At 61.1% G+C, this 23,041-nt stretch carries 23 protein-coding genes; 22 read left to right on the top strand and 1 reads right to left on the bottom strand.

Features of this window, described 5'->3' with window-relative positions:
* Positions 1–11: 11 nt before the first annotated feature.
* From EOA79_RS01770 to EOA79_RS01820, 11 genes are read left to right on the top strand one after another with little or no spacing between them, the layout of a single operon-like run.
* A complete protein-coding gene (locus tag EOA79_RS01770) occupies positions 12–425 on the top strand; it encodes a CopG family transcriptional regulator (protein WP_127334879.1) in 414 nt (137 codons plus the stop codon).
* On the top strand, positions 422–1,390 hold the full coding sequence (gene trbB, locus EOA79_RS01775) for a P-type conjugative transfer ATPase TrbB (RefSeq protein ID WP_091595797.1): 969 nt from the start codon (positions 422–424) through the stop codon (positions 1,388–1,390). The genes EOA79_RS01770 and trbB overlap by 4 nt, the downstream gene beginning before the upstream one ends.
* A 12-nt stretch (positions 1,391–1,402) precedes the next feature.
* Positions 1,403–1,711: a TrbC/VirB2 family protein gene (locus tag EOA79_RS01780; protein ID WP_024502851.1), complete on the top strand. Its 309-nt coding sequence runs from the start codon at positions 1,403–1,405 to the stop codon at positions 1,709–1,711.
* On the top strand, positions 1,711–1,983 hold the full coding sequence (locus EOA79_RS01785; protein WP_024502852.1) for a VirB3 family type IV secretion system protein: 273 nt from the start codon (positions 1,711–1,713) through the stop codon (positions 1,981–1,983). The genes EOA79_RS01780 and EOA79_RS01785 overlap by 1 nt, the downstream gene beginning before the upstream one ends.
* Complete coding sequence (gene trbE, locus EOA79_RS01790) at positions 1,977–4,427, top strand: conjugal transfer protein TrbE (protein ID WP_029354937.1); 2,451 nt, start codon at positions 1,977–1,979, stop codon at positions 4,425–4,427. Before EOA79_RS01785 ends, trbE begins: the two co-directional genes overlap by 7 nt.
* Positions 4,424–5,149 carry a P-type conjugative transfer protein TrbJ gene (gene trbJ / locus EOA79_RS01795; protein ID WP_091595793.1) on the top strand — a complete coding sequence of 242 codons (726 nt, stop codon included), beginning with the start codon at positions 4,424–4,426 and terminating at the stop codon, positions 5,147–5,149. The genes trbE and trbJ overlap by 4 nt, the downstream gene beginning before the upstream one ends.
* Positions 5,150–5,182: 33 nt before the next feature.
* On the top strand, positions 5,183–6,505 hold the full coding sequence (gene trbL / locus EOA79_RS01800; RefSeq protein WP_127334880.1) for a P-type conjugative transfer protein TrbL: 1,323 nt from the start codon (positions 5,183–5,185) through the stop codon (positions 6,503–6,505).
* On the top strand, positions 6,506–7,237 hold the full coding sequence (gene trbF / locus EOA79_RS01805; protein WP_095520370.1) for a conjugal transfer protein TrbF: 732 nt from the start codon (positions 6,506–6,508) through the stop codon (positions 7,235–7,237).
* The gene (gene trbG, locus EOA79_RS01810; protein ID WP_029354945.1) at positions 7,227–8,252 is read left to right on the top strand and encodes a P-type conjugative transfer protein TrbG; all 1,026 of its coding nucleotides are present in this window, start codon (positions 7,227–7,229) and stop codon (positions 8,250–8,252) included. The genes trbF and trbG overlap by 11 nt, the downstream gene beginning before the upstream one ends.
* An 11-nt stretch (positions 8,253–8,263) precedes the next feature.
* Positions 8,264–9,478 carry a TrbI/VirB10 family protein gene (locus EOA79_RS01815; RefSeq protein ID WP_091595787.1) on the top strand — a complete coding sequence of 405 codons (1,215 nt, stop codon included), beginning with the start codon at positions 8,264–8,266 and terminating at the stop codon, positions 9,476–9,478.
* 12 nt (positions 9,479–9,490) lie between these two features.
* A complete protein-coding gene (locus EOA79_RS01820) occupies positions 9,491–9,733 on the top strand; it encodes a DUF2274 domain-containing protein (RefSeq protein ID WP_029354949.1) in 243 nt (80 codons plus the stop codon).
* Positions 9,734–9,969: 236 nt separating this feature from the next.
* Here EOA79_RS01820 and hemN read toward each other — a convergent pair whose 3' ends face one another.
* The gene (hemN, locus tag EOA79_RS01825; RefSeq protein ID WP_091595897.1) at positions 9,970–11,319 is read right to left on the bottom strand and encodes an oxygen-independent coproporphyrinogen III oxidase; all 1,350 of its coding nucleotides are present in this window, start codon (positions 11,317–11,319) and stop codon (positions 9,970–9,972) included.
* Between the two features lie 151 nt (positions 11,320–11,470).
* On the opposite strand from hemN, the gene EOA79_RS01830 reads away from it, so the two are divergent.
* From EOA79_RS01830 to ubiM, 11 genes are all read left to right on the top strand, one after another.
* On the top strand, positions 11,471–12,214 hold the full coding sequence (locus tag EOA79_RS01830) for a Crp/Fnr family transcriptional regulator (protein ID WP_091595785.1): 744 nt from the start codon (positions 11,471–11,473) through the stop codon (positions 12,212–12,214).
* 499 nt (positions 12,215–12,713) lie between these two features.
* Positions 12,714–14,333: a cytochrome-c oxidase, cbb3-type subunit I gene (gene ccoN / locus EOA79_RS01835; RefSeq protein ID WP_091595783.1), complete on the top strand. Its 1,620-nt coding sequence runs from the start codon at positions 12,714–12,716 to the stop codon at positions 14,331–14,333.
* Positions 14,333–15,064 carry a cytochrome-c oxidase, cbb3-type subunit II gene (gene ccoO, locus EOA79_RS01840; RefSeq protein WP_091595781.1) on the top strand — a complete coding sequence of 244 codons (732 nt, stop codon included), beginning with the start codon at positions 14,333–14,335 and terminating at the stop codon, positions 15,062–15,064. The genes ccoN and ccoO overlap by 1 nt, the downstream gene beginning before the upstream one ends.
* A gap of 11 nt (positions 15,065–15,075) precedes the next feature.
* Positions 15,076–15,225 carry a cbb3-type cytochrome c oxidase subunit 3 gene (locus EOA79_RS01845; RefSeq protein WP_024502864.1) on the top strand — a complete coding sequence of 50 codons (150 nt, stop codon included), beginning with the start codon at positions 15,076–15,078 and terminating at the stop codon, positions 15,223–15,225.
* Positions 15,226–15,227: 2 nt separating this feature from the next.
* Entirely contained in the window at positions 15,228–16,091 is an 864-nt protein-coding gene (gene ccoP / locus EOA79_RS01850) for a cytochrome-c oxidase, cbb3-type subunit III (protein ID WP_029354960.1), read from the top strand.
* Positions 16,092–16,257: 166 nt separating this feature from the next.
* A complete protein-coding gene (gene ccoG / locus EOA79_RS01855; protein ID WP_029354962.1) occupies positions 16,258–17,817 on the top strand; it encodes a cytochrome c oxidase accessory protein CcoG in 1,560 nt (519 codons plus the stop codon).
* Complete coding sequence (locus tag EOA79_RS01860) at positions 17,814–18,311, top strand: FixH family protein (RefSeq protein WP_091595779.1); 498 nt, start codon at positions 17,814–17,816, stop codon at positions 18,309–18,311. Before ccoG ends, EOA79_RS01860 begins: the two co-directional genes overlap by 4 nt.
* On the top strand, positions 18,308–20,596 hold the full coding sequence (locus tag EOA79_RS01865; RefSeq protein ID WP_091595777.1) for a cation-translocating P-type ATPase: 2,289 nt from the start codon (positions 18,308–18,310) through the stop codon (positions 20,594–20,596). Before EOA79_RS01860 ends, EOA79_RS01865 begins: the two co-directional genes overlap by 4 nt.
* On the top strand, positions 20,593–20,748 hold the full coding sequence (gene ccoS, locus EOA79_RS01870; RefSeq protein WP_084831491.1) for a cbb3-type cytochrome oxidase assembly protein CcoS: 156 nt from the start codon (positions 20,593–20,595) through the stop codon (positions 20,746–20,748). Before EOA79_RS01865 ends, ccoS begins: the two co-directional genes overlap by 4 nt.
* A 238-nt stretch (positions 20,749–20,986) precedes the next feature.
* Positions 20,987–21,715 carry a hypothetical protein gene (locus EOA79_RS32585; RefSeq protein ID WP_128344425.1) on the top strand — a complete coding sequence of 243 codons (729 nt, stop codon included), beginning with the start codon at positions 20,987–20,989 and terminating at the stop codon, positions 21,713–21,715.
* The gene (ubiM, locus tag EOA79_RS01875; protein WP_189350574.1) at positions 21,712–22,893 is read left to right on the top strand and encodes a 5-demethoxyubiquinol-8 5-hydroxylase UbiM; all 1,182 of its coding nucleotides are present in this window, start codon (positions 21,712–21,714) and stop codon (positions 22,891–22,893) included. The genes EOA79_RS32585 and ubiM overlap by 4 nt, the downstream gene beginning before the upstream one ends.
* Positions 22,894–23,041 lie beyond the last annotated feature (148 nt).

Below are 23,041 nucleotides of genomic sequence, written 5' to 3' on the forward strand. Positions count from 1 at the left end.
GAACGAGCCGCATGAAGCCCCACCGCATTCGCCATCAGTTTCTGCTTGAGCCGGAGCTCAGCGAGAAACTGGACAACCTCAGTCGCGATCCGTCAACGACCAAATCAGCGATCGTGGCGAAGGCGGTCGAGGCGTTCATCGAGCGGCGTGGCGAGAACGAGTTCGATCGGCGCTACGGCGTAAGGCTTGACCGGCTCTCCCGCGACCTTGCCCACGTCAGGCGCGATGCCGAGGTGATCCTGGAGAGTCTGGCGCTCTTCATCCGCTTTTCGATCACGCTTCATGCCCACACGCCTGTGCCGGACAGGGCGACCCAGGCGATTGCCCAGGAGCGTTTTGACAAATTCGTTGAGCAGGTCGGCGGCCAGATCGCTTCCGGCAAAAGGTCGCTTAGCAAAGACAATGGTGGGGGAGGGGAAGGATGAGCTCTCATCCCGAGGCCGACCACCGGCGGCGTGTCATGCTGCGCACCGCCCTGGGTCCGGCAATCACCGAAGCCCTTGCCGATCCGTCCGTCATCGAGGTGATGGTCAATCCCGACGGTGCGCTGCGGCTCGACCGGCTGGGCGAGGGCCGAGTCAATACGGGCGTGCATCTGCACCCGTCCGAGGCGGAACGCATCATCCGCCTGGTCGCCTCCCATGTGCGGGTCGAGGCGCACGCGGACAATCCGATTGTCAGTGCCGAACTGCCGTCGGGCGAGCGCTTCGAGGGTCTGCTGCCGCCGGTCGTGCTCGCGCCATGCTTTGCCATCCGTAAACCAGCGGCAAAGCTCTACACGCTGGCCGACTATGTCGCGGACCGGATCATGCTGCCGCTGCAGGTCGATGTGCTCAAGAGGGCAGTCCGCGAGCGGCGCAACATCCTGGTCGCCGGCGGCACGTCTTCGGGCAAGACAACCCTTGCCAATGCGCTGCTGGCGGAGGTCGCAGAATGCGACGAGCGGGTGATCCTCATCGAGGACACGCGCGAACTGCAGTGCGCGGCCAGGGACTGCGTTGCCCTGAGAACGAGGCGGGGCTCGGTCACCCTTGCCGATCTCGTGCGCTCAACGCTGCGGCTCAGGCCCGACCGCATCATCGTCGGCGAAGTAAGAGGTGCGGAAGCACTCGACATGCTGAAGGCATGGAACACCGGGCACCCCGGCGGCATCGCCACGGTTCACGCCAATTCGGCGCGCTCCGCACTCTACCGTATCGAGCAGCTCGCACAGGAAGCAGTCGTCACCGTTCCCCGCCGCCTCATCGCCGATGCCGTCGACCTGCTCGTCTTCATCGCCGGCCGCGGCTCGTCGCGCCACATCGACGCAATCGCCGAGGTCACCGGTCTCGACGGCAGCGGCGATTACGCCGTTGCCCCGCTCACGCTTTCGCAACTCCAGCAGCTTTGAAAGGCCTTCCTCATGCGCAAGAAGCTTCGCTTTCTTTCGTCCACAGCGCTCGCGTTTCTTATCACGGCCCCCGTTTATGCGGCCGGCTCCGGCATGCCGTGGGAGCAGCCGCTGCAGCAGATCCTGGAGTCGGTGCAGGGACCGGTCGCCAAGATCGTTGCGGTGATCATCATTATCACCACCGGCCTGACGCTTGCCTTCGGCGACACCGCCGGTGGTTTTCGGCGCCTGATTCAGATCGTCTTCGGTCTGTCGATCGCCTTCGCGGCATCGAGCTTCTTCCTCTCCTTCTTCTCCTTCGGTGGTGGGGCGCTCGTCTGATGGCCGCCGGGGAGCAGCATATCGAGGGCTTCGCAGTACCGGTCCACCGGGCGCTGACCGAGCCGATCCTGCTCGGCGGGGCTCCGCGCGCGGTGGCGATCCTCAACGGTACAGTGGCCGCGGCCATTGGCTTCGGCTTGCAGCAATGGATTGCTGGTCTGGTGCTTTGGATCGCGGGCCACTCGTTAGCGGTCTTTGCCGCAAGACGCGATCCGGACTTCGCCAGCGTGCTTGTGCGCCACCTTCGTCTGAAGGGGTGGCTTGCATGCTGAACCTTTCGGAATATCGAAGCAAAGCCGACCGGCTTGCCGACCATCTACCCTGGGCTGCCTTGGTGGCGCCCGGCATCGTGCTCAACAAGGACGGCAGCTTTCAGCGGACGTTGCGGTTCCGCGGCCCGGATCTCGAAAGTGCGACGGAGGCTGAACTCGTCGGCATTTGCGGCCGGGCGAACAATGCTCTCAGACGCCTTGGCTCTGGCTGGGCATTGTTCTTTGAGGCCGAGCGCATAGAAGCGCTGGGCTATCCGAACTCGCATTTTCCTGACGCCGCGTCGTGGCTGGTCGACGAAGAACGCCGCGCTGCTTTCGAGGGGAAGGTAGCGCACTACGAGAGCCGCTATCATGTGACCTTAGTGTTTATGCCACCGCCCGACGCCCAGGCGCGCGCGGAAAGCGCGCTCGTCGACTCTCATTATTCCCAAGGAGAAAGAGACTGGCGCCAGGATCTGGCGAGGTTCCGTGACGAGACCAACCGCGTGCTCGATCTCTTCTCGGGCTTCATGCCCGAAGTACGCGTCCTCGATGATGCTCAGACGTTGACCTATCTCCACGGCACGATTTCGCCTCGACGCCATCCTATCATGGTCCCGGAAACGCCGATATATCTGGATGCCATCCTGGTCGATGCGCCGCTTGCCGGTGGCCTGGAGCCGATGCTGGGTGAGCAGCATCTTCGCACACTGACCATCCTCGGCTTTCCGAACCTCACCCGGCCCGGGATTCTCGATGCCCTCAATCATCAGGATTTCGCCTATCGCTGGATGACGCGCTTCATTCCGCTCGAGAAAACGGAAGCCACGAAGACGCTGACGCGGTTGCGCCGGCAGTGGTTTGCCAAGCGCAAATCGATCGTGGCAATCCTACGCGAGGTCATTACCAACGAGCCGGTCCCGCTTGTCGACAGCGATGCCGACAACAAGGCGCTCGATGCCGACGAAGCCCTTCAGGCATTGGGCGGCGATCATGTGAGCTTCGGCTATCTCACCACGACCGTGACGGTGTGGGGCGAGGATCGCCAAGCCGCTGCAGAGAAGCTTCGCGCGGTCGAGCGCATCATCAATGGGATCGGTTTCACCACGATCCGAGAAGGCGTCAATGCGGTCGAGGCTTGGCTCGGCTCATTGCCTGGCCATGTCTACGCTAACGTTCGCCAACCGCTCGTTCATACTTTGAACCTTGCCCATCTCATGCCGCTGTCGTCGGTTTGGGCCGGTCCTGCGACAAACGAGTATCTCGCGAAAGTCACCCAAACCGAAGCGCCACCGCTTCTCGTTGCCGAGACCAGCGGGTCGACACCGTTTCGGCTTTCCACCCACGTCGAAGATGTCGGCCACATGCTGGCTGTTGGTCCGACCGGCGCCGGCAAGTCGGTTCTGCTTGCTCTGATTGCTCTGCAGTTCAGGCGCTATGCCGGCGCCCAGGTTTATGTCTTCGACAAAGGCAATTCGGCCCGTGCTGCAACACTTGCCATGGGTGGAGAACACCACGCGCTAGGAGCGGACGGTTCCCTTGCCTTTCAGCCACTGCGCAGCATCAACGACCAGGCTAGCCGAAGCTGGGCGGCCGAATGGATCGCCAGCCTTATTGCCCACGAGAACGTCACCGTCACGCCGGAGGTGAAGGAGGCTATCTGGTCAGCGCTGGCCAGCCTTGCCACCGCGCCGGCGCAGGAACGCACACTGACCGGCCTTTCGGTCCTGCTTCAATCCAATGCGCTGAAGTCCGCATTGATGCCCTACACGCTCGACGGTCCCTTCGGCCGCCTGCTCGATGCCGATCATGATGGGCTGGCCTTGTCGGATGTGCAGTGTTTCGAGACCGAGGAGCTGATGCACAGCCAAGGCGCTTTGCTGCCGGTGCTTACCTATCTGTTCCAGCGACTTGAGGAACGGTTCGACGGACGGCCCACGCTGATCATGCTCGACGAGGCGTGGGTCTATCTCGACAATCCGCTGTTCGCCGCCCGCATCCGCGAATGGCTGAAGGTGCTGCGAAAGAAGAACGTGTCGGTTGTCTTCGCTACGCAGTCGCTGGCTGATATCGCGGGCTCTGCCATAGCGCCGGCAATCATCGAAAGCTGCCCGCAGCGCATTTTCCTTCCCAATGATCGTGCCGTGGAACCCCAGGCGCGCACAGCCTACGAACGCTTCGGTTTAAGCGAGCGGCAGATCGAATTGATCGCCCGCGCCACGCCGAAGCGTCAGTATTATCTGCAATCGCGCCGCGGCAACCGTCTGTTCGAGCTCGGGCTTGGCCCCATCGCTCTTGCGCTTTGCGGTGCTTCCGATCCGGCCACGCAGACTCTGATCGACAGGATCCTGTCCGAAGACGGGCAAGGCAGCTTTGCCTCGCAGTTCCTGATCGCGCGCGGCCTCGATTGGGCCGGCGAACTTCTCAAGCAATTCCCTCAACCAGACAAGGAGCAATTAGCATGATGCGGCGACGCCTTCTCTCCGGCCTGATCACCGTTTCCCTGATCGCCAAGCCTATGGCCGACTATGTGCAGCCCGCCTACGCCCTTATCGTGTTCGATCCGTCCAATTATGCGCAGAACGTGCTGACGGCCGCGCGCGCCCTGGAGCAGATCAACAACCAGATCCAGTCGCTGCAGAATCAGGCGACCATGCTGCAGAACATGGCGCGCAATCTTCAGCGTCTGGATTTCTCTTCCGTTGGCCAACTCACCGGTTCGCTCCATCGCATCGACGGCTTGATGGACCAGGCGAGTGGCCTCAGCTTTGATCTGGGCAAGCTTCAAGACCAGTGGCGCAGCCAATATCCGGAAAGCTACGACGCCACGATCAAGGTCAGCGATGTGGCGAGTGCTGCGCGCGAGCGTTGGCAAAGCGCCATGCAGGCGTTCCGCCAGACCATGGGGGTCCAGTCGCAAATCGTCGAGAACGTCCGCGCCGACGGCGATCTGCTCGCCGATCTCGTCAACCGCAGCCAAGGGGCGGCCGGTGCGCTTCAGGCAAGCCAGGCCACCAACCAGCTGATAGCGCTTTCGACAAAGCAGCAGATGCAGATCCAGACGCTGCTCGCAACGCAGTTTCGAGCTGAGGCCGAGGATGCCGCCCGCAAGGCCCAGTCAGAGGAAGCCGCCCGCGAGATGACGAAGCGATTCTTGGGTACCGGCTCGGCTTATCCCGGCAATTAATCACGAGTTCATCACGACGAGGAAGGCAGCGGCATGAACGACCTTGGCGTCATCGATCGCTTCATGGAGACCTTCATCCGCTACATCGACAGCGGGTTCGGTCTGCTCTCGGGCGACGTCGCCTTCCTCACTACCATTCTGATCGGCATTGACATCACACTTGCCGGCCTGGCGTGGGCGCTCGGCGAGGAGACCAGCGTTCTCGGCCGGCTTGTCCGCAAGGTGCTCTATGTTGGCGTCTTCGCCTTCATCCTGAACAATTTCAAGAACCTCGCCGATATCATTTATCGTTCTTTTGCCGGTCTCGGGATTAATGCGTCGGCCGGCAATCTGTCGGCAGACAATCTCCTGCGCCCGGGCCGCATTGCCGCGACCGGTTTCGAAGGTGCTTGGCCAATGCTTGACCAAGCCAGTCAGCTCCTGGGCTTCCCGGAAATCTTCGGCAACGCACTGACCATCTTCGTGCTGCTGATGGCCTGGTTCCTGGTCATCATCGCCTTCTTCATCCTTTCCATCCAGCTTTTCATCACCATCCTTGAGTTCAAGCTCACCACGCTGGCAGGTTTTGTTTTAATTCCATTCGCACTTTGGAACCGTTCAGCGTTCCTGGCCGAACGCGTGCTCGGCCATGTTATCTCGTCAGGCATCAAGGTGATGGTGCTCGCCGTCATTGTCGGCATCGGCTCCACGCTCTTCGGGGAGTTCGCTTCCGCATTGCAAGGCAAGGAGCCGGATCTGGCCGCTGCCATGTCCCAGGTACTGGGCGCACTGGCACTGCTTGGCCTTGGCATTTTTGGGCCGGGGATCGCGTCGGGTCTTGTCTCAGGCGCACCGCAGCTTGGCGCGGGCGCCGCCCTCGGCACGACCGCGGCGGCAGCGGGTGTATCACTCGTTGCTGGAGGCACGGCATTTTCTGGCGCGCGTATGGCAACCAGCGGCGGTCTCGCCGCCATCCGCGCCGGCACAACAATGGGATCGGCTGCTTCCACGTCCTGGCAGATCGGGCGCGCAACCTCGCCCGACGTTGGCCTCTCCGGTGTGGCTGCTGGAATGCATGGTGTAACCAGTGCCGCTGGCGGCGCCGCTATACGCGTAGCGCGATCCGCCACTGCAAGTGTTGGGCGCAACGCCGATGCCGGGCGCGATGCCGCGTGGACCGCGACCGGCGGCACGCCGACCGCGTCAATGACCGAGCGCTCTGCCGGTTCGGCCACTGTTTCGGCGCCGACGTGGGCAAGGCGCCTACGTTCTGAACAGACCGCCCGTGCACATCGCCACGCTGCCATGCAAGCTGTCCGAGACGGAGACCGGCCGGGAGGCAGCGCCAACCCCTCTCTCAACGACAAGGATGACTAGATGCTCTTCAAGCGACCCGTGCACCGTTACGGCAAAACACCCGAACCGGTCACGCCGTATCAAAAAGCCGCCCAGCTGTGGGACGAGCGCATCGGCTCATCTCGACTGCAGGCCAGGAACTGGCGGCTCATGGCCCTTGGGTGCCTGGCCTTGGCGACCGGACTTTCCGGCGGACTCGTATGGCAGTCGATGCAAAGCCGTGTCGTGCCTTACGTCGTCGAGGTCGATGGCTTCGGCGAGACGCGCGCCGTCGCGCCGGCAATCCGGAATTATGAGCCCTCGGATGCTCAGATCGCCTGGCATCTCGGCCGCTTCATCCAGAATGTCCGTTCCGTTTCCACCGATCCGGTTTTGGTACGGCAGAACTGGTTCGCAGCTTACGACTTTGCTAGCGATCGCGCAGCGCTCTTCCTCAACGAATACGCCAAGGCGAACGACCCCTTCGGTCAGATCGGAACGCGCAGTGTCTCGGTACAGGTCACCAGCGTGGTCAGGGCCTCCGAAAGTTCATTCCAGGTCAAATGGACCGAGCAGGTGTTTGAGCGCGGAAGCCTTGCCAGCACGATGCGCTGGACTGCGATCCTCACGATCGTGATCCGCTCGCCAAGCAATACGGATCAGCTGCGCAAGAATCCGCTCGGCGTCTTCATCAACGCCATTGACTGGTCACGCGAGCTCGACAGCGCCGTCCCACCCCCCCTTTCTCCGACGGAGTCCACCAATGAAAGATAAAATGTCACCGATTCGTGCCGTGCTGATCCTATCGGTGTCGGCAGCGGTCGTTTCCGCTTGTGCATCGAAGAAGGTGCCGCCGCCTGAGATTTCCTATGACGCTGCTGACTTCAAACCGGCCGCGATCGAGAAGGCGCCGGAGAGGCCGATTAGAATTGTCGAGGTGCCAAAACCACTGCCGCTGCCTGGCCAATTGCAGCCCGAGTCCGGCAAGGCCGAGGACAAGCGCCCCCCTGAAGAACGCGTCGCTGATGCCAACAAAGCCGCGACCCAGCAACCCACCAAGTACGGGTATGTTAATGCCGTGCAAGTCTACCCCTTCACCGATGGCGCGCTTTATCAGCTCTATGCCGCGCCGGAGCGCGTGACCGACATCGCTCTGCAGCCGGGCGAGAAACTAACCGCCGTGTCGGCTGGCGACACCGTGCGCTGGGTCATAGGCGATACCGCAAGCGGCACCGGTGACAATCAGCGCACCCATGTTCTGGTGAAACCCTTCGCGCCGGGTCTTGCCACCAATGTCGTCATTACGACGGACCGGCGGACCTATCATTTGCAGCTTCAAAGCACCGAGAAGACAGCAATGGCGGCAATCTCCTGGACCTACAGCCAAGACCAGATCATCGCGCTTCGCCAGCGCAATGCTCAAGCCGAGGCAGTTACACCGGTCGCGTCGAATATCGCGCTCGAAAACCTTCGCTTTCGCTACTCGATCAGTGGCGACACACCGCCCTGGAGACCGACGCGAGCCTTCGACGACGGCAGCAAGGTCTATATTGAGTTCCCTCGTCGCATAGATCAGGGCGAGGCGCCACCACTCTTCATCGTCGGCGCAGATGGGAGCAGCGAGCTCGTCAACTATCGCGTGCGCGGCAACTATTACATCGTCGATCGGCTCTTCGCCGCGGCCGAACTTCGCCTCGGCACCAAGCAGCAGCAGGTGATCCGCATCAGCAGGATTGACGACAGGCAACCGCTACGGCGGATCTCGCTCTTTTCGCGTTCCAGCCGGTGAGGTGAGGGCTCATGATCGAAAATTCCCGCTCTGGCATCCCGCCGAAACTGGATCCCGAGGAACTGCAGCTTCGGGCCTCTCCCCGCCGCGTGGTGCGGTTCAGGCGCGGTGTGATCATCGCGATCGCAGCGCTCGGATCCGGCGCTGTGTTCGGCGTTGCCATGATGGCGCTCCAGGGGCCGGCCCTTCGCATCAGGGATCAGGCGGAAGATCCCTACAGCACTGAGCGCAAACCAACCGTCGAGGGACTCGATACGCTTCCCCATGACTATTCCGGCATGAAGCCGAAGCCTCCCGTCCTTGGGCCACCTTTGCCGGGCGACCTCGGTCGCCCCATCCTCGAGCGGCAGCGCCAGCTCGGCATCGTGCCGGGTCAAGACATCTCGGCCGAGGAGCAGCGTCTAGCGCAGCAGGCGATCGAAGCGCGTGAATCGCAGGTGCTTTTCCGCGTCGAAAATCGAGCTCAACAGACAGATGTCGGTGAGAGCGTGCAAACTGCTCAGCATCCATTTGAGGCACTTCCCCAATCCGAAGCAGCACGCGCGTCAGCCTCGGTGGCGCCGGCGGAAGGCGACCAGAACAATCAGCAGCGAAAGCTTGATTTCCTCAGCCAGCGGAGCACTGGCGGGATCTACAATCCGCATGCGCTGCAGACGCCGATCTCGCCGTATCAACTGATGGCTGGCAGCGTGATTGCCGCCAGCCTGATCACCGGCATCAATTCCGATTTGCCGGGCCTTGTCGTCGCGCAAGTCACCGAGAATGTGCACGACACGGTCACGGGCAACATATTGCTGATTCCGCAGGGCTCACGTCTTATCGGCGTCTACGACAGCGTCGTCGCGTTCGGGCAAAAGCGAGCGCTGCTGGTCTGGCAGCGCATTCTGCTGCCCGACGGCTCGTCGGTCGAAATCGACAATCTGCCCGCGAGCGACACCGCCGGCTACGCAGGGCTGGAAGACAAAGTCGATTTCCACACCTGGCAGCTGATCAAGGGGGTGGCGCTTGCCACATTGCTCGGTGTCGGCACGGAATTCAGCCTCGGCGAAAACGAGAGCGATCTGGTCAAGGCGATCCGGGAATCAGCCCAGCAGAACGCCAGTCGAGCCGGCCAGCGCATCACCGAAAAAAACCTCAATATCCAGCCCACCATCATCGTCCGCCCAGGTTGGCCACTGCGCGTCATCGTGCACAAGGACATCGTGCTGCGGCCATACGCGAGTTGAGCAGGAGTTACCATGGCTGACCTGAAACTTGGAAAGCTTCCAGACCGAACAGCTTCGAAGATCACCATTACCGTCAGCGCGGAGCTGGGCCAAACACTCAAGGAGTATGCTGCACTTTACCGTCAGACCTATCGTCAGTCTGAAACCGTGGCAGAACTCATCCCTTTCATGCTGGCGGCGTTTCTGGAAGGCGACCGAGCCTTTGCCAAGGCCCGAAAAGAAGGTCTGCCGACGGAGCTTGCCGAAAAATCGTGACTCCTCCGCTAGAGGCAGCTGGAACATTGCCTAGCTGTCGCGGCCTACCTGCTCCTCGCGAAGCATAGGATCAAACACCTTGGAATGCAGGTATGCGTAAGAGAGGATGTGGAAGGAAATACCGCGCAACAGCCTAAGTTTGCATTTTCGATTGGATGCGGTAGTCGCCTATGAGCGGTCAAAATGAAACGCAGCTGGTTCGCGATCGACCAAACGGCGAGCGCACTGTGCTTTGCTCAGACCGCCACCGAGTGCCTCGCCGTTCCCCCTTTGAAATATGTATCGAACTTGGCCGCGATGGTTCGAACGAAGGGGCGACTTTCAGCCCGTACGACGAAACTGTCGCCATCGAATTCAAGCGCTCGGGCAGGATCGTGGAGGGCGATGGACCTCGAGCGATGAAGGAGCTTCTCGCCGGCTTTGCCGAACCGCTCCACCAGATCGACTGCCGAGAAGGCAAAATCACACATCAGCCGCTCGATTATCCAGCCACGGACGCGATCGTCGTCGGAAAGGGCAACGCCCCGGACGGCAGCCAACCCGCCATCCGCAACCATGCGCCCGTACCCGGCAGTCGAAGCCATGTTCTGCACGTAGCCTTGGCGAAAACGACCGATGGACGAAGGGCCAAGTCCGATCAGTGTCGGGCAGCGATCCTCGGTGTAGCCCTGAAAATTGCGATGCAAAACCCCTGCGCGGGCCGCTATGGCCAGCGCATCGTCGGGCTTCGCGAAATGATCGAGTCCTATTGCCTCATATCCCTTGGCGACAATTGCCCGCGCCGCGAGTTGAGATTGGGCGAAACGCTCGGTGGGACTCGGCAGCCATGCCTCGTCGATCATCGTCTGATGCTTCTTGAACCAGGGCACATGTGCGTAGCCGAACAGAGCCATCCGGTCTGGTTCCAAGGTCAGTGCCTGCGCCACCGTGGAACAGATCGTCTCGCGTGTCTGATTCGGGAGCCCGTAGAGCAGGTCCAGATTGACCGATTCAACGCCCCGCGAACGAACCCCGTCGACGACTGCCTTGGTCTGCAAAAAACTTTGCTCACGATTAATTGCTTTTTGCACTTGCGGATCGAAATCCTGCACGCCGAGGCTCGCCCGCGTTACGCCGATTTGAGCAAGCGCATCAAGGCGCGCCTTGTCCATGTCGTTGGTTCCGATTTCGATGCTGACCGTAGCATCCGGGAGAAGGTCGAAGCTGTCCCGCAAGGCCGCTCCAAGAGCAACCATGTCATCGGGCCTCAGCATCGTTGGCGAACCGCCACCGAAGTGGATTGCACGGACATGTGCCTTGCCACTCACCAGACCGGCAATCGTGACGATTTCGGCATTCAGCGAGCGCAGATAAGCGGCCACCGGCTCATATTGGTGCGTCTGCTTGGTGTGACAGGCGCAGAACCAGCAGAGCTTGTCGCAGTAAGGAATGTGCAAATACAGCGAGATTTCGTCGCCACTTTCCAGCGCCTCCAACCAGCCACGGTAAATGGCAGCATCGACCCCGGAATGGAAATGCGGCGCCGTCGGATAGCTTGTGTAGCGTGGGACGTTCTCGCTGAGTTTGACAGCTATTTCCGATTGCATCTCGCGTTCACCGTGTTGCCCGCCGAACACTGCACGCATCGCTGAAGCAGACCCTGATCTCGATCAGCCGCGCGCATGGACAAACCGCCGCAGGACTTCTCTACCCTGGATGGGTATCCTGCCGGCAGTTAGGATCGGGTAAAGCGAACGCATGACCTTTCGGCAAGACATTCATACTTCCGGCATTCCTGTTCTTTGCCTCCCTTGCGAGGCACGGCGTCGCGGTGTCTGCGGTGCGCTCGATCCAGACAATTTGGTTGGGCTCGCCAAGACTTGCTCGCGTCGCCGGATCGAGTCAGGAATGGAGTTGACCGGCGAGGCACAGAACGTCGACAGCTACTCGAACGTGCTTTCAGGCGTGGTAAAGCTATCAAAGAGCCTGTCGGATGGGCGCCAGCAGATCGTCGGTCTCCAGTTTGCACCGAATTTTCTGGGACGTCCTTTCAAGGTGGAAAGCTCGATCAATGCGGAAGCGGCAACAGCAGTCACGCTGTGCTCGTTTCCGCGAGCGGCCGTCGAACGGATGATGAAGGCGTCACGGGAATTCGAGCATCGCCTGCTCAAACAGACGCTGAATGAACTCGATGAGGCGCGCGAGTGGATGGTGACGCTGGGGCGCAAGACAGCTCCGGAAAAGGTGGCGAGTTTTCTCCTCATGATGGCCCGGAATATCGATTCCAGTCTCGACGCGGCTTCCAGGTCAGCGTCCTTCGATCTGCCGCTGACGCGTGCCGAAATCTCTGATTTCCTTGGAATTACCAACGAAACCGTGAGCCGCCAACTGACGCGATTGCGGGCTGACGGGGTGATTCGGATTGAGAACGCACGCCATGTGACGGTGGACAGCATAAGCCGTCTGGAGAAGCGCTGTGGCGGCGGACGCGAGCGGCCCTAAGCGGCGAGGCCCATGTCGCATGGCTCCGGGGCGGGCCGTGCTTGCCTTCTAATGCGATGTCGCCGCGCCTTCGAAGAAGCGGCGTCACGGTCGAGACAGACAGCTTTCGGGCTTTGATAGGGACGACGACCAATCGCCAGGTGTGTTTCGGCACATACCGGCGAAGCACGGTCCTTAAGCTGCCACGGCTCGGCCGAACGATCGCGTTCGTTTCCAATGGGATCCGAACAACGTTTGGCAGGGCATCGGCAATAGCATCCAACGCGTCGCAGAGCCTCAGCTTTCGCCTCAATCGATCGCGTCTGCGCCCGCCCAACCCAGGGAACGCCTTCCATGAGGGGGTGAGCCCGCGCTGCGTTCCTCGTTCATTCGCCACCTGCTGATTGCGCCGCCGACACAAAATCGTGCGGCCTGACATAGATCAGGGCGAGGGGGCGGCGGCTGCGCAATTAGTGCGCTGCGGATTTGGCATCCACCAGATTCGAGATCGGGATCTGCAATGAAATTCGGCACAGAGATCGTCCTTCTAAGCGTGTTCGCTTTTGCGGCCCTGGTGGCCGCCGGCTTCGGCGTGGATGAACCTTTCCGCCGACATATGTGGGTGTTGTTCTTCGCAGTGGCTGGTTTCACTGCGATCCTGTTGCGCAACACGGAGTTCAAGCCAGCAGCTCCGATTGACCCATCCGCTTACATGGATGGTCCGATCCGCTACGGCGCGATCGCCACCGTGTTCTGGGGTGTCGTCGGGATGCTGGTCGGCGTGGTGATCGCGCTTCAGCTCGCCTATCCCGATCTCAACATCCAGCCCTGGTTCAATTTCGGCCGTTTGCGGCCGCTGCATACATCCGGTGTCGTCTTCGCCTTCGGTGGCAACGCGCTGCTTTGCACGTCTCTGTATGTCGTGCAGCGCACCTGCCGCGCCCGCCTCTTCGGCGGTGATCTCGCCTGGTTCGTCTTCTGGGGCTACCAGCTGTTCATCGTCATGGCCGCGACCGGCTATCTGCTCGGCATCACCGAGGGCCGCGAGTACGCCGAACCCGAATGGTATGTGGATGTCTGGCTGACCATCGTCTGGGTCGCCTACCTCATTCTGTTCCTTGGCACGATCCTGAAGCGCAAGGAACCGCATATCTACGTCGCCAACTGGTTCTACCTGTCGTTCATCGTGACCATCGCGATGCTGCATGTGGTCAACAACCTGTCGATGCCAGTCTCGTTCCTGGGCTCCAAGAGCTACTCCGCCTTTTCCGGGGTCCAGGACGCGCTGACCCAATGGTGGTACGGCCACAACGCGGTCGGCTTCTTTCTCACCGCCGGCTTCCTTGGCATGATGTATTATTTCGTGCCCAAGCAGGCGAACCGGCCAGTCTATTCGTACCGGCTGTCGATCGTCCATTTCTGGGCGATCATCTTTCTCTACATCTGGGCTGGCCCGCATCACCTGCACTACACCGCCTTGCCAGATTGGGCGCAGACGCTCGGCATGGCGTTCTCGATCATGCTGTGGATGCCGTCCTGGGGCGGCATGATCAACGGCCTGATGACGCTGTCCGGCGCCTGGGACAAGCTGCGCACCGATCCGATCATCCGCATGATGGTGATGGCCGTCGCCTTCTATGGCATGTCGACCTTCGAAGGCCCGATCATGGCGATCAGGGCGGTCAATTCGCTGTCGCATTATACCGACTGGACCATCGGCCACGTCCATTCGGGCGCGCTCGGCTGGGTTGGCATGATCTCGTTCGGCGCAATCTACTACATGGTGCCGAAGCTCTGGAACCGTCACCGGCTCTACTCGCTGCGGCTCGTCACTTGGCACTTCTGGCTGGCGACACTCGGGATCGTCGTCTACGCCTCGGTCATGTGGGTGTCAGGCATCATGCAGGGCCTGATGTGGCGTGAATACGACCAGCAGGGCTTCCTGGTCTATTCCTTCGCCGAAACCGTCGCTGCCATGCACCCATACTACGTCATGCGCGCCATCGGTGGGGCCATGTACCTCTCCGGCGCCCTTATCATGGCCTGGAACATCACCATGACCATCCTCGGCCACCAGCGCGAGGAGGAGCCGATGCCGAGCCCCGTCGCCATCCGACCTGCGCGATCAGGAGCCAGGTAATGGGCTTGATGGACAAACACGCAATCATCGAGAAGAACGCCACGCTTCTTCTCGTTGGCTCGCTGCTCGTGGTGACGGTCGGCGGTATCGTCGAGATAGCGCCTCTCTTCTATCTCGACAATACGATCGAGAAGGTGGAAGGCATGCGCCCCTATTCGCCGCTCGAACTTGTCGGGCGCAACATCTATATGCGCGAGGGCTGCTTTCTCTGCCATAGCCAGATGATCAGGCCGTTCCGCGACGAAGTTGAGCGCTATGGCCACTACAGCCTGGCTGCCGAGTCCATGTACGATCACCCCTTCCAGTGGGGATCGAAGCGCACCGGGCCGGATCTCGCCAGAGTTGGCGACCGCTACTCGAATGCATGGCATGTCGCGCATCTTACCGACCCGCGCTCGGTGGTGCCGGAATCGATCATGCCGAGCTATGGGTTCCTGAAAGACACGCCGATCGACGTGAAGGATTTCTCGACGCATCTGGTCGCCAACAGGCGTGTAGCCGTCCCTTACACCGATGACATGATCGCGCACGCCAATGCGGATCTGGCGGCGCAGGCCGATCCCAATGCCGACACATCAGGCCTTGAGGCGCGTTACCCCAAAGTCAAGATCGGCGACTTCGACGGCAACCCGCAACAGGTCACCGAAATGGATGCCCTGCTCGCCTACCTGCAGATGCTTGGCACACTGGTCGACTTCAAAAATTACGACGAAGCCGCCGGCTACCGCTGAGGAGAACGCTGATGACCTACAATTTGATGCGGGCGTTTGCCGACAGCTGGGGCCTGGTTGCGATGGCGCTGTTCTTCGTCGGGTGCATCGCCTTTGCCCTACGCCCCGGCAGCCGAAGGCTGGCCGACGAAGCTGCCCGCATTCCGCTCGAGGACGAGTGATCATGAGCGACGAGCACATCGATGAGGTCTCCGGCGTCTCAACCACCGGCCATGAATGGGACGGCATCAGGGAGCTCAACAATCCTCTGCCGCGATGGTGGGTGATTACCTTCTACGTCACCATAGCGTGGGCGCTCGTCTATACGACCGCATACCCGGCATGGCCGATGCTGACCTCGGCAACCAAGGGCATGCTCGGCTATTCAAGCCGTAAGGACGTCAAGAACGACCTTGCCGCGGCCGAGGCCGCCAAGGGCAAGTATGTTGCAGCCATCCAGGCAAAGAGCGTCTCGGAGATCTTGACCGACGATGCCTTGCGCGAATTCGCGGTCGCTGCCGGGGCTGCCGCGTTCAAGGTCAACTGTACGCAATGCCACGGCTCCGGCGCTCAGGGGTCGAAGGGCTTTCCCAACCTGAATGACGATGACTGGCTCTGGGGCGGCAGCCCCGACCAGATCAAGCAGACGATCACGCACGGCCTCCGCTTTGCTTCCGATCCGGACACGCGACTGTCAGAAATGCCGGCCTTCGGCGACATCATCACCGCCGACCAGATCGCACAAGTCAGCGCCTACGTGGCCAGCCTTTCCGGCAAGGTCCGCGATGCAAGTCTGATCCAACCCGGCGCCAAGGTCTTTGCCGAGAACTGCGTCGCTTGTCACGGCGACAATGCAAAAGGCAACAGGGAATTCGGCGCCCCCGACCTGACTGACGCGATCTGGCTTTACGGGTCCGGCGAGACGGCCATCGCCGCCCAGGTTCGTGCGCCAAAGCAGGGCGTCATGCCGGCCTGGGTTGGCCGTCTCGGCGAGATCAAGGTCAAGGAACTTGCAGTTTATGTCCATTCGCTTGGCGGCGGAGAATAGGAATGGAAGCCCTATTCTTCGGTCACCCCTGCCAAGCGGACGAGGCCCGGCGCGAGCCGGGCCTCGACACCATTCCTAATGCGATCTGCACAACCCGGCAAGGCTGTCCTACCGCGAGGCTTTTCGACAGGTGCCCCTGACATTGGCTGGGAAAGTGGAGTTGCACGTGCGTGACAAGACGCAGTTGACACGGCTCGAAACAGAAACTGTCAATGCCGCCAAAACCCGCAAGCCCCTTTATGCCGCGCGTCAAAAGATCTTTCCGAAGCGCGCCTCGGGCAACTTTCGCCGCTTCAAATGGCTGGTGATGACGATCACACTTGGCATCTATTACCTGACTGCGTGGCTGCATTGGGATCGTGGCCCATTTGCCCCGGACCAGGCCGTGCTGCTCGATCTCACCAATCGGCGCTTCTACTTTTTCTTCATCGAGATCTGGCCGCAGGAATTCTTCTATGTGGCCGGCCTCCTGGTCATGGCCGGTGTTGGACTTTTCCTGATTACCTCTGCTGTCGGCCGTGCCTGGTGCGGCTATGCATGTCCGCAGACCGTGTGGGTCGATCTGTTCCTTGTCGTCGAGCGTGCGATTGAGGGGGACCGCAACGCCCGCATGAAACTCGATGCCGGCCCCTGGACCGCCCGCAAGCTGATGCTGCGGGTCTCGAAACACGCCATCTGGCTTGTCATAGGGGCGGCGACCGGTGGCGCCTGGATTTTCTATTTCGCTGATGCACCAACACTTGTGGGCGAGCTTTTCACCGGTACCGCCGCACCTGTCGCCTACATCACCATCGCCGTGCTGACGGCGACGACCTACACCTTCGGCGGCCTGATGCGCGAACAGGTCTGCACCTATATGTGCCCATGGCCGCGCATCCAGGCAGCCATGCTCGATGAGAATTCGCTCACCGTCACCTACAATGACTGGCGCGGCGAGCCGCGATCGCGCCACGCCAAGAAGGTGCAAGCCTCGGGGCAGTCCGTCGGCGACTGCGTCGACTGCAATGCCTGCGTCGCGGTCTGCCCAATGGGAATCGACATTCGCGACGGCCAGCAGCTCGAATGCATTACCTGCGCGCTGTGTATCGACGCCTGCGACGGCGTCATGGACAAGCTCGGCAAGGAGCGCGGGCTGATCTCCTACGCGACGCTCTCCGACTACAACGCCAACATGATGCTGGCGACCGCAGGCGGCTCCAGTTCAATCAATCCGTCGCTGGTCAGGACTGCTGTCGGCACCTTCTCCGATCAGGTGGCGCATTTTCACATTCGCAAGATCTTCCGGCCGCGCACCTACGTCTACATGGGCTTGTGGTCGCTGATCGGGCTGGGCCTGCTCTATTCGCTGCTGACGCGCGATCGGCTCGAACTGAACGTGCTGCATGACCGCAATCCGCAATTCGTCACACTATCCGATGGCTCCATCCGCAATGGCTATAGCGTCAAGCTGCTCAACATGATCCCTGAGCCAAGGACAATCGTCGTCACCATGCAGGGTCTGGAGGGTGCCGACATGGTCGTCGTCGGCGACGACATCCCGGCCGGCCGGTCTTTCGCCATCCCGGTCGAACCCGACCGCCTGAAAACGTTGAAGGTCTTCGTTCGCCAACCGGCGGACCAGATCCACGCCCCGGCACAGACCTTCAAGTTCCGTGTCGAGGATAAGGCGAGCTTCGAGTCGAACGAGTACGCCGCCACATTCAACGCGCCAGAGGCCGCCAAATGACCGCCAATGCCCAAAAGCCTCGCGAATTCACCGGCAGGCACATGCTGGCCATCATTCTCACCTTCTTCGGGGTGGTCATCGCGGTCAACCTGACCATGGCCACGCTCGCCAATACGAGTTGGACCGGCCTCGTCGTCGAGAACACCTATGTGGCCAGCCAGCAATTCAACAAGGAGGCCGAGGCCGGCCGCGCTCAAGCAGCGCTCGGTTGGACCGGCAAGCTGACCATCGCATGGGGCGAAGTCCGCTACAGCCTCTCCGACGCTGCAGGCAAGCCGGTTCCTCTGCACGGCGTCAAGGTGCTGTTTCGTCATCCCGCCTACGAGAAAGAGGACAAGTCCGTCACGCTCGCCCTCGCCTCCGGCCAGGAGTTCGCCGCCCAGCATATGCCGAAGGACGGCGTCTGGATCGTCGAAGTCGACACCGATGCCGGCCTGACACGACCCTATCGCGACGTCCGCAGGATTATGATTTCTCATGGAGCGCTGCAATGAGCTGTTGTGCACCGGGCGCTGAAATGGCGCTGGATCTGAACGGCGCCACGTCGGTCCTGCCATCCAGCCAGGAGATCAGGTTGGCGAGCCGATCGCTTGGCGATGATCTTCGGCAGACCGATCTTTCAGTGCCGACGGTTCATTGCGCCGCCTGTATCCAGACGATCGAGGCGGCACTTGGAAAGCTCGATCACGTCGAAAGCGCGCGCGTCAACCTGTCGACGAAGCGGGTCGCGGTCCGGTGGCGAGGAGACGAGGTGCCACCCTTCGTCGCCGCGCTTGGCAGGCTGGGCTACGAGGCGCATCTGTTCACACCCGAGGTCGATGACAAGGACAAGACGCTTGCCGAACTGATCCGCGCTGTCGCTGTTGCCGGCTTTGCGGCGGGGAACATCATGCTGCTTTCGGTCTCTGTCTGGTCCGGCGCCGAAGGTGCTACCCGCGACCTGTTTCACTGGGTCTCGGCGCTGATCGCCATTCCTGCCCTCGCCTTCGCCGGCGGAATCTTCTTCCGTTCGGCCTGGAATGCTTTGCGCCATGGTCGCATGAATATGGACGTGCCCATCGCGGTCGGTGTTTCGCTCGCCTATGCCATGAGCCTCTATGAGACGATCAATCATGGCGACCACGCCTATTTCGACGCGTCGGTATCGCTGCTGTTCTTCCTTTTGATCGGGCGCACGCTGGATCATGTGATGCGGGAGCGTGCCCGGACTGCCGTGAAGGGCCTGTCTCAGATGGCCGCGCGTGGCGCAATGGTGATGCGCGGCGACGGCGCGCGCGACTATCTGCCGGTCGGCGAGATCGAACCAGGCATGCGGTTGTTGATCGCGGCCGGTGAGAGGATCCCCGTCGACGGCAAGATCATCCAGGGAACGTCGGATCTCGACTGCTCGCTGGCCTCAGGCGAAAGCACGCCGAAAAACGTGGCGCCGGGCGAAGCAGTACAGGCCGGCGTGCTCAATCTTACCGGCCCGCTGACGATCCAGGCGACAGCCGCCGCAAAGGATTCGTTCCTGGCGGAGATGGTTCGGCTGATGGAATCCGCCGAGGGCGGTCGCGCGCACTATCGCCGCATCGCTGATCGCGTGTCGGCACTCTACGCGCCCCTGGTTCATCTCACCGCCTTCGTGACATTCCTGGGCTGGATGGCGGCGACCGGCGACTGGCACCGGGCGATGACGATCGCCATCGCTGTTCTCATCATCACATGCCCCTGCGCGCTCGGCCTCGCCGTGCCGATCGTCCAAGTGGTCGCGGCGCGGCGGCTTTTCGAGAGCGGTATCATGGTCAAGGACGGTTCGGCCATGGAGCGCCTCGCGGCGATCGATACTGCCGTGTTCGACAAGACCGGCACGCTCACGCTCGGCCAGCCCCGGCTGGTCAATGCGGACTCGATTGATCCGGGCATGCTGGCAATCGCCGCCGACATGGCCGCGCATTCGCGTCACCCGTTTTCAAAGGCCATGACCGGCTTTGCCGCTCCTGGCGGGCAACACAAATTCGATGCCGTCACAGAGCATCCGGGGTTCGGGATCGAAGCCACTGTCGCCGGAAGCACCTGGCGGCTGGGTCGACGCGGATGGGCTGGATGGAAGGCCCGGACCGGAGGTGAAGGCAAACATGGCTATGGTGGAACGGCCCTGACAAAAGACGGGTTCATTGTCGCGACCTTCGATTTCGAGAATGCGCTGCGCGCCGACGCGGCGGCGGCGATCAAGCGATTGAACGATGCCGGGGTGTCGATGCAAATGCTGTCGGGCGATACCGCCGCAGCCTGCGCCGAAGTGGCAAAGCTGCTGGATATCGACGACTTCGTTCCGTGCCTGCTGCCATCGGGCAAGCTCGAACGCATCGAAACCCTCGCGAAAGTTGGGCACAAGGTTCTGATGGTTGGCGACGGCCTCAACGATACGCCGGCCCTGAGCGCGGCGCATGTCTCGATCGCACCGGCCACCGCCGTCGACATTGGCCGCAACGCGGCAGACTTCGTCTTCCTGCGCGAAAGCCTCCTGGCGGTGCCGCTCGCCCTGGGCGTCTCGCGCAAGGCAGGAAACCTGATCCGGCAGAACATCGCAATCGCAATCGTCTACAATGCGGTGGCAGTACCAATCGCCATCCTCGGGCACGTCACGCCTTTGATAGCGGCGATTGCCATGTCTGCCTCATCGCTGCTTGTTATTGGAAACGCATTGCGCTTGCACGGCTTCATGGCGAATGCGACGGTGCAAGTTATTCAAAAAGTCAGACGCTCCGCAGTCGGCTATTCGGCACAATCCTCGTGACGACCTTGCTCTATCTCATACCAGTGGCCCTTTTTCTGGGTGCACTGGGCCTGTCCGGCTTCGTCTGGGCATTGCGAAGCGGTCAATACGAAGATCTCGACGGAGCCGCCGAGCGGATACTAATTGATCGGGACGACAAACCGGGACGCTGATTTCAATCCGCTGTGCATAAGATGCGCGGATCCCGCTCGTCAGTCGAGCCGGCTCGGTCGGGAACAAGCTGTCCATGCTCCATGACCAGCTTGACCTAAGCTGGGCACTACATTGATTTGTGAAAATCCACTGTCGTGCGAAGGACTGCCTTCCCATGCACCCAGTATGAGGCGGCTGATGCCGCGAGAGTACCTCGCGCGGCCGGACGAGCTTCGCACTGTGCGCACGGGTAACAAGTTGAGCGTCGCGATCGATCACCCGAGCGTGAACTACCAGTGCCGGTTGATCGTGCCCTGGCTGATCCAGATCAGGGTCATATTCGCATCAGTGGTGCTTTATAGGCCAGTCTTCGAAGGAGAATGCATGACTTATGTATCGCGGCCAGACGCGTCCACCTCTGATGGGGTTGCATGCTTCATTGCCGATCCATGCCAATTTCCGGCCCTGCGCCTTGCAGCAATGCGGTCACCGAAACTCAGCGCAGATCACGGTGTTCCGCACGTGGTATCCACTCGTCACGACGATAATAATAGGCAGAATCCCATGAGCGCCGTTCACATCATCGACTGCCACAACGCGAATGACTACTTCGCCGACAGGGCGGACGGACCGATCACACAGAAGATGCTAAAGACTGTCAACATCCGCGCGGAGCTCCACATTGCTTTGGACCGAAAGCATTTTCGTGAGGCTGTAGTCCAAGCGAACAAGGCGAAGTGCGACGTGCTTCACATCGCTGGGCACGGCAATGGAGACGGGATCGCTTCGTCCAGTGGGCGAGGTAGCCTTCTTTGGGCTGACTTCGTAGAAATGTTCCAAGGCTCGGATCCAGCGCCGAAGATCCTCGTGATGTCAATGTGCTGCGGAGCATCATACGCGTTGGCGGCGGGCACGGAGCTCAGCGGATGTCAGTCGGCTCAGTTCCACCGTTACACGAGGATAGCCGACGGGATGGCGGCACGCTGATGGGCTCTGACGACAATTTTGACATCGTTGTCGTTGGAGCCGGGCCGGTCGGCCTTTCGTTCGCTGCGTCGCTTGCCCAAAGCGAACTCAAGGTGGCAGTTGTTGAACAGAACACATTCGATAGTCTGGCGAATCCGGCTTTCGATGGTCGCGAAATCGCGCTGACCAACGCTTCGATCAGAACCCTTCGCGAGCTCGGCGCCTGGGATGTCATCCCGGCTTCGGACAAATCAGCAATTCAAGGCGCGCGCGTGCTCAACGGCTCGAGCGCATTCGCTCTTCGTTTCGATCCTCCCAGCAACTCTGGAGAACCGCTGGGGGTTTTGGTTCCAAATTGCCGGATCCGCGAGGCGCTGTTCAAAATCGTCCGCTTGCAGGATCGCGCCCGGCTGTTGTGCGGCCACTCGGTCGTCGATGCAACAAACAGCCAAGAAGGAGCAGTCGTAACGCTCTCTAATGGCGCGCGTTTAACTGCTCGGCTTGTTGTTGCCGCGGATTCGCGTTTGTCCGCCACGCGTGATCTGCTGGGCATCGGCGCCGATATCAACCGGCTTGGCCACTCGATGCTGATTTGCCGAGTGAGGCACGAGCGCGCCCACCACCAGATCGCCATCGAATGGTTCGATCACCATCAGACGATAGCGATATTGCCCCTCGCGGAGGGCGTGTCGTCGCTGCTGCTCACATTGCGCTCAAACGAGGCCTATAGACTGCTTGCCTTCGATGACGATTTGTTCCTGTCGGAGTTGACGAAACTGTGTCGAGGGCGCCTTGGAAAAATGACCTTGGCAAGCAAGCGCCATACCTATCCGCTGGTCACGACCTGGGCGCACAAATTCCGGGCCCCGAGCGCCGCACTCATCGGCGACGCTGCCATCGGCATGCACCCGGTGACCGCTCACGGATTCAACATCGGTCTCAGCAGCCAGAAGCAACTCGCCCGTGGAATCATGACTGCGTGCCGCGACGGCCGCAATGTTGGCGACCCCGACATGCTGCACATATACGAAAGGCGGCTGCGCCTGTCGGCGGCGCCGCTCTACCATGCAACGAACATACTGGTTGGACTCTACTCCAGAGACCACCTGGCGGCACGGCTTGCAAGGCATCTGGGGCTTCGCTTTGCCCAACATGTTCCCCTTGTCCGGCATGGGATTTCGGCGGAGCTCCAGCGGTGATACTGCACCAGCAGTTGCATTTTGCGCGATGTGCTGGGCGAGCGATGGGAGAGAGTGCATCATGCGCCGGAGTAATCCTGCTCCCGACGCTGATCTCCGATTGAAGAATTAACCCGTCCTTCAGGGGGGCTGCATAGGCTGCGGACAA

Origin of the sequence: Mesorhizobium sp. M1A.F.Ca.IN.020.03.2.1 (assembly GCF_004023205.1) — a bacterium.
Lineage (GTDB): Bacteria > Pseudomonadota > Alphaproteobacteria > Rhizobiales > Rhizobiaceae > Mesorhizobium.